A 6,829-nucleotide genomic window follows, 5' to 3' on the forward strand; every position below is an offset into this window, starting at 1 on the left:
GTTTGCAGAAAACGGTTATTACTTTGTAATATGCTGATTTATATGACAAAACATAGTTTTCCATACCGAAAAACATAGAGATGCGCCCCATAAAACATAGAGTTAGGATTTTTAACTAAGTTTCAAATCGTAAGCTGCTGAAAATCGCTCCTTATCACATGCCAAATTTTGGTAGATACCGAAAAACTTCGTATCTTTGCACCGGCAATCGAGGAAACGCCTTATGTGCCTTCAAACGGTTATCTATGATGACCCAGGCGGGGGATAAATGATGACAGGCGCCAGTCATCATTTTCCCTTCAGCGAACGCCTGATACGGGAGAAACTGTACAGAAGGGAAGCCGCACAGAGAAAAAGACCCAACAGCCAATAGCACCATGAATCTACCTCAGATAACCATACTACACAACCCAACAAGAACAGATTCAATACATGAACCAACAGATGCTGGACCGACGGAAAACTCAGGCGATAGGCATAATGGATGCGGCAGAAGACATAAACTCCTATCGACTCTACGGCGTAGGCTACAACAATGCCCGCTCCCAAACCGTCCAGTCCGTGAAGCAGATAGCCGATGATTTCGCAGACGATGAGCAACACCACGCAACAGCTCTCCTGCACCAGGAACACACGAGCCTCGCCCCTGGACAGCGGAATGTACTCCAGAGGCATGTAGAATGCCTTGAACAGCAAGCCAGCAGCTGCAATCTGAGTCATCCCCACCACACCCAGAAACTCCCAGTTGTAGAGCAGCGGAATGACAATAGGCAGCAGCAGGATGATGGCGCTGATGATGGGCCCCATCAGCAGAAGATTCATCTCCAACTGACGGTTGACGATCAGATTGCGGTTTTCTGCCTCTGATGTTGCGCTTCCTTCTCCCCTTACGGCAGAAAGACGAGGATAATAATCGGTCTCCATCACCGAGAAAACCATGCCGCCATAGACCAGCACCAGGGTAATGCCTGAATTGAAAAGTCCTACCTCAGCCAGGTTGCCCTGGTGGTTGAGAAAGGCTCTGACCAGAAACTCAGCCCCGCTGCTCATCATCCCAGCCAGCACAAAGGAGAGTCCGAGACGGATCATCGGGAAAGCCTTGAGCAGCTGGATTCGGGAAAGGCACAGGCGGAAGGGATGCTCCTTTCGCGAAAACGAAAAGGCGAGGAGCCACTGAGCCAGTGCCAGCAAAAAGAGAACAGCAAGAATGCCGCTCTCGCCAAAGAAGCCGTAAACGGGTACGGAAACGAGCAGGGAAAGGAGAGACAGGGCAAATGCCTGCGCAGCCAGCGACTTCAGCTTGCCCAAACCCTTGAGGATAGCCGTTTCGCCACCGGCAAGAATCGTGAAGAAAATGGTAGGAGCCAGCAGCACGAAATGGTAGGTATGATTGCCCCAGGAAAAGGTGAAGAGATTGAGGAGAGGACCGAGAAGGGCGCAGACCAGCGCACCCAGAAGGGCAGAAAGCAGACTGAGCGTGCGGACTTGAGAAATCGCCTGCTCTACCCCATTCCGGGCTTCAGCCTCGGAAACCACCCTGACGCCACTGGTAGGAATGCCGAGATTAGTGGCGGAGGTAAGAAAACCGGAAGTTGCATTGAAAAGAGACAGCAATCCCATGCCGGATGGTCCCAGGAACATGGCGGTAAACTTATTCCTCACAATACCCACGAGCATGTTGAGTCCCTGTACGCCTCCCAGCAATCCGGTATATTTCAGTATATGAGAGTAGCTGTTCTTTTCAGCCTCCATCTCATGATTGGTTTCCTTTGTCTTTTCCATATTATCTAAACGGAATTCTCGGCGGTTTATTGCAGGTATTTGCAGGAATAAAAACAACCAAAAAAGGCCGACACCCTTTAAAAAAGAGTAATCGACCTTATACTTTTCAATCTTCAAAGAAGATTCATTCAGAAGATTAAGCCTCAGCTGGAGCCTCCTCAGAAGCCTCCTCAGCAGCCTTAGCAGCTTCTGCCTCTGCCTTAGCAGCAGCCTCAGCAGCCTTCTTCTCAGCTACCTTCTTAGCGATTGCCTCGTTCATCTTCTTCTCAGCCTCGAGCTCCTTAGCAGCAGCTTCCTTCTTAGCCTTAGCATCGCCCTCACGAACAGCAGTATTCTTAGCGTCCTTACCGTTCTTCCAAGCGTCGAAACGCTTCTGAGCCTCAGCATCGTCGAATGCGCCCTTCTTAACGCCACCCTTGAGGTGCTTCATCAAGTAAACGCCCTCGCCCTTGAGGATGTTGCGAACTGTGTCTGTTGGCTGTGCACCTGTCTCTACCCAGTAGAGAGCGCGCTCGAAATTCAAATCTACAGTAGCAGGATTGGTGTTAGGATTGAATGTACCAATCTTCTCAGTAAATTTACCATCACGTGGTGCTCTAACGTCAGCGATTACGATGCTGTAGAAAGCATAGTTCTTACGACCGCCGCGCTGCAATCTGATCTTTGTTGCCATTTTTAAAACTTAATTTTAATTTAATTAATATATATGAGGTTTGAATTTTATGCTGCCATCTCGTGACAGCGGGTGCAAAGGTACAACTTTTATTTGGTACCCACAAATTTTATCCTATTTTTATAGGCTTTTTTAGCATTTCTTTTAAGAATCAGCCCCTTATCGGATGCGATCTGCCGCTTTTACCAGCTTTTCGTCGTCATTGACGCCCTTATAGGCCATTGCCAGAAGGATGATGCTGACGATAGGCAGGCAGGCTGCAAACTCGATGTTCACCTTGCCCTCTACCTCAGGAACCGGAATGATGCCGAAGAGAATCAGGGCATAGTCGAGAACCCAGAGCGCATTGAGCAGCATGGCATTCTTGCAGATTGACATCTGGACCTTGCGATTCTTATAAAGGAATATCGTTACCAACGATAGTATCGCTGTTACGCTGAGCAGGACAAACAACGGGATGCAGGTGGTAGAGATAGCGAGACCGCCATCACCCATCACCACTCCCAGATTGTAAATCAGACTGTCGACACCCATTCCCTTCGGCTCAACGCTGCCTACTGGCAGGAACAGGCAGAGCGCACATACGATGACTGCCAAAAGCAGAAACAGAGTCTGTTTGCGCTGTATCATATCTTTTCTTTCCCTTTATTACAACTCATTGACTGTAGTAGCAGGACGATACTCTTTAGAAGGGTCGCGCCAGAAGATGCTGTTCTCGATAAACTCCTGAGTAGCTATCAATGTTGGCTTTGGCAACTTCTCGTAGTAGCGAGAGATTTCAATCTGCTCACGGTTCTCGAATACCTCCTCCAAAGAATCGTTGTAAGAAGCAAACTCCTGGAGCTTCTTGCTCAGGTCCTGCTTGATTTCAACCGAAATCTGGTTGGCACGCTTAGCAATGATAGCTACGCTTTCATAAATGTTTTGAGTTTCATCACAGAGGTCCATGATGTTACGAGTAACTGTGTTTACTGGTGCATTTGATTTCTTGTAATCCATAATTATAGTACTATTATTATTCTTTTTTACGATTATTACCTTATCATATATATGCGCTCTAGTTCTCGGCAAGCTTTTCGAGCGAATCCTCAGGATGAGCCTTCTCATACTCCTTGCATTTCTCGATATACTTCTCGGCAAGCGAGCGCTCCTTTGAATCAGGATATTCATTGATGAAGCCGTAGCACTCATCCTCAGCGTCCTGATAACGCTCCAGCTGCTTGCTCTCCACACTCATCTTGGCAAGTTCGTACTTGCTCTTCATTACGAGCGAAGCAAACTCCTCACGACGGTTACTGTAAGGATAGTCCTTCAGGGCATTCTGCGCTGTGACGATGCAAGCCTCATAGTTGTTGCCGCCGTTGGTGCAGTTGCCGAAGTAGGTTCCCAAATCGAAGTAGAGACGGGCGCTCTTGTATTCCTTCTCCACGAGCAAATCCTGCAGGGCATAGAGACGGCTGGTGGCCTGAGACTTGAGATGAGCATCAGGGAAGATGTCGAGATACTCCTGGAAGGCAGCGATGGCAGTCATCGTAGTGCTCTGGTCCAATCGAGGCTCCGGAGCATTCTGGAAGAGACTCTCGCCCACGTAATACTTGGCATTCTCAGCGTAGCGACCCTTCGGATAGGAAGAGAAATACTTCTTGAAGTATTCGGATGCGGTCTCGTAATCCTTCATACCGAACTCAGCCATGGCAAGCATGTAGAGACATTCCTCGCCCTCGGTAGAACCCTTCTTCATGGTAACGACTTCCTGCAGGAGAGGTACGGCACGGGAATACTTGCCCTGAGCATAACACTGCTTGGCATACTCGTACTTCAATGTATAATCACCCGATTTGGTGATCTGGTTATATTCGTTCACACAGCTGGTCATCAGCAGTGCTACGCATGTTGCGATAAGAGTCAATTTCTTCATAATTCTCATTTTGAGATGCAAAGTTACTCATAATTTACTTATTATCAAAAGAAAAAATACATTTTTTCGCAAAATATTAATCTTTATAACGATTAATGGCGATTTTTTTGTATTTTTGCACCTAAATTCAGTGATTATGGACTTTAAAATTACATCAGAATACAAACCGACGGGCGACCAGCCACAGGCTATCCGACAGCTTACCGAAGGCATAGAGCAGGGTGAGCCGGCGCAGGTACTGCTGGGCGTTACCGGTTCGGGAAAGACCTTTACGGTTGCCAATGTCATCGCAAACATCGGCAAGCCTACCCTTATCCTGAGCCACAACAAGACGCTCGCCGCACAGCTCTATCAGGAGATGAAGGGATTCTTCCCTGAGAACGCCGTAGAATACTACGTATCCTACTACGACTACTATCAGCCGGAAGCCTACCTGCCAACCACCGATACATACATCGAGAAAGACCTCGCCATCAACGACGAGATAGACAAGCTGCGACTGGGAGCCGTCTCTGCCCTACTCTCCGGAAGGAAAGACGTCATCGTAGTTTCATCCGTATCATGCATCTACGGTATGGGCGGACCTGTGGCGATGCAGGAAAACATCATCAAAATCAAGAAGGGACAGACGCTGGACCGCAACGAATTCCTGCGCAAGCTGGTGGATGCCCTCTACGTAAGAAACGACATCGAACTGCAACGCGGCAACTTCCGTGTGAAGGGAGAAACCGTGGACATCTTCATGGCTTACAGCGACAACGTGCTGAGAGTAACCTGGTGGGACGATGAGATAGACAGCATCGAGGAGGTAGATTCGATGACCTATCACCGTCTGGCTTCGTTCGAAACCTACGAGATTTATCCGGCTAACCTCTTCGTAACCACGAAGGAACAGCAGGAAAGTGCCATCCGCATGATTCAAGACGATATGGTGAAGCAGGAGGAGTTCTTCAAGAGTATAGGCGACGGAATCAAGGCGCAGCGCATCAAGGAGCGTGTGGAATACGACATGGAGATGATCAAGGAGCTGGGTCACTGTTCGGGAATAGAGAACTATTCGAGATATTTCGACGGCAGAAAGGCGGGCGAACGGCCATACTGTCTGCTGGATTTCTTCCCGAAAGACTTCCTGCTGGTGGTGGACGAGAGCCACGTGAGCATTCCGCAGATTGGCGCCATGTATGGTGGCGACAGGGCGAGAAAGAAGAATCTCGTGGAATATGGTTTCCGATTGCCTGCCGCCTTCGACAACCGTCCGCTGACGTTCGAGGAGTTCCACAGTCTGATTCATCAGGCTATCTACGTCAGTGCCACCCCTGCCGATTATGAATTGAGAGAGGCTGAGGGCGTAGTGGTAGAACAGCTCATCCGTCCTACGGGCTTGCTGGATCCGGAGATTGAAGTGCGCCCGAGCGAGAACCAGATAGATGACCTGCTGGATGAAATCCTGACCCGCACGCACCGCAATGAGCGAGTGCTCATCACTACACTTACCAAGCGCATGGCAGAGGAACTGACGGAATTCCTGCTGAACCATGAAGTGAAGGCAGCATATATCCATAGTGATGTAGCTACGCTGGACCGAGTAAAGATTATGAACGATTTGCGAGCTGGCGTTTATGATGTACTGGTGGGTGTGAACCTGCTCCGTGAGGGCCTCGACCTTCCTGAAGTTTCGCTTGTAGCCATCCTGGATGCTGATAAAGAGGGTTTCCTGCGCAGTCACCGTTCGTTGACGCAGACTGCGGGTCGTGCTGCAAGAAACGTGAACGGCAAGGTAATCATGTATGCAGATAATATTACAGATAGCATGCAGAAGACCATTGACGAAACCGCCCGCCGAAGAAGCATCCAGCTGCAGTACAATGCCGACCACGGCATTACGCCGAAGCAGATTCAAAAGGCGATTACATCTGCCCTGCCAACCAGCAAGGAGGAGGCAGAAAATGGATTGGGAAGTGGTTATGGAAGCGGTTCCGGAAAAGCTTCTGGAGCAGGTTCTGGTATCAATTCTGCATCATTCCGCACTATTCAGGGAGCTGATGGATCGAAACAGCGAGTTTACATCGAACCTGACAGCACCACGATGGTTGCCGACCCTATCGTCCGCAGCATGAGCAGGGAGGAATTGGAGAAGAGCATCGCCAATACCACCGCCCTGATGAAGCAGGCAGCCAAGGACCTCGACTTCATGCAAGCCGCACAATATCGCGACGAAATCATCCGATTGCAAAAGGAATTGGAAGAAAAAGGATAGAAGCAGCACGCCCTGAAAGGGCAAAAGCTTTACTAAACACCTGGTTTTAAAGCTTTTGTCCTTACAGGGCGTGTGACACAACTTACTTTTGCCCTTTACCTTTTCCTTCGGCCGGTGACCGTTGGGTAGCGATAGCATTGTTACCCTGCATGATAGCAGTTGTCTCCATCTAGTTGCCGACTCCGCAAATCTCCTTGAT

Annotated in this window: 6 protein-coding genes; 1 reads left to right on the forward strand and 5 read right to left on the reverse strand. The window is 49.1% G+C overall.

Annotated elements, in window-relative coordinates:
* Nucleotides 1-288: 288 nt before the first annotated feature.
* From ACQRBJ_RS15480 to ACQRBJ_RS15500, 5 genes are all read right to left on the reverse strand, one after another.
* Entirely contained in the window at nucleotides 289-1,782 is a 1,494-nt protein-coding gene (locus ACQRBJ_RS15480) for an oligosaccharide flippase family protein (protein ID WP_445304157.1), read from the reverse strand.
* A 136-nt stretch (nucleotides 1,783-1,918) separates the two neighbouring features.
* On the reverse strand, nucleotides 1,919-2,455 hold the full coding sequence (locus ACQRBJ_RS15485; RefSeq protein ID WP_153124783.1) for a 30S ribosomal protein S16: 537 nt from the start codon (nucleotides 2,453-2,455) through the stop codon (nucleotides 1,919-1,921).
* 159 nt (nucleotides 2,456-2,614) lie between these two features.
* Nucleotides 2,615-3,085, reverse strand: coding sequence for a DUF4293 domain-containing protein (locus tag ACQRBJ_RS15490; protein WP_445304158.1), 471 nt, complete (start codon nucleotides 3,083-3,085; stop codon nucleotides 2,615-2,617).
* 18 nt (nucleotides 3,086-3,103) lie between these two features.
* Nucleotides 3,104-3,454 (reverse strand): DNA-directed RNA polymerase subunit omega, encoded by a 351-nt coding sequence (locus ACQRBJ_RS15495; protein WP_294967565.1) that lies wholly within the window; start codon nucleotides 3,452-3,454, stop codon nucleotides 3,104-3,106.
* A 58-nt stretch (nucleotides 3,455-3,512) separates the two neighbouring features.
* Nucleotides 3,513-4,373 (reverse strand): outer membrane protein assembly factor BamD, encoded by an 861-nt coding sequence (locus ACQRBJ_RS15500; RefSeq protein ID WP_217759806.1) that lies wholly within the window; start codon nucleotides 4,371-4,373, stop codon nucleotides 3,513-3,515.
* A 136-nt stretch (nucleotides 4,374-4,509) separates the two neighbouring features.
* Here ACQRBJ_RS15500 and uvrB point away from each other — a divergent pair, with 136 nt between their 5' ends.
* Nucleotides 4,510-6,630: an excinuclease ABC subunit UvrB gene (gene uvrB / locus ACQRBJ_RS15505; protein ID WP_445304159.1), complete on the forward strand. Its 2,121-nt coding sequence runs from the start codon at nucleotides 4,510-4,512 to the stop codon at nucleotides 6,628-6,630.
* Nucleotides 6,631-6,829: the final 199 nt, after the last annotated feature.

It is taken from the genome of Prevotella sp. SGI.167 (assembly GCF_050313615.1).
Classification (GTDB): Bacteria; Bacteroidota; Bacteroidia; order Bacteroidales; family Bacteroidaceae; genus Prevotella.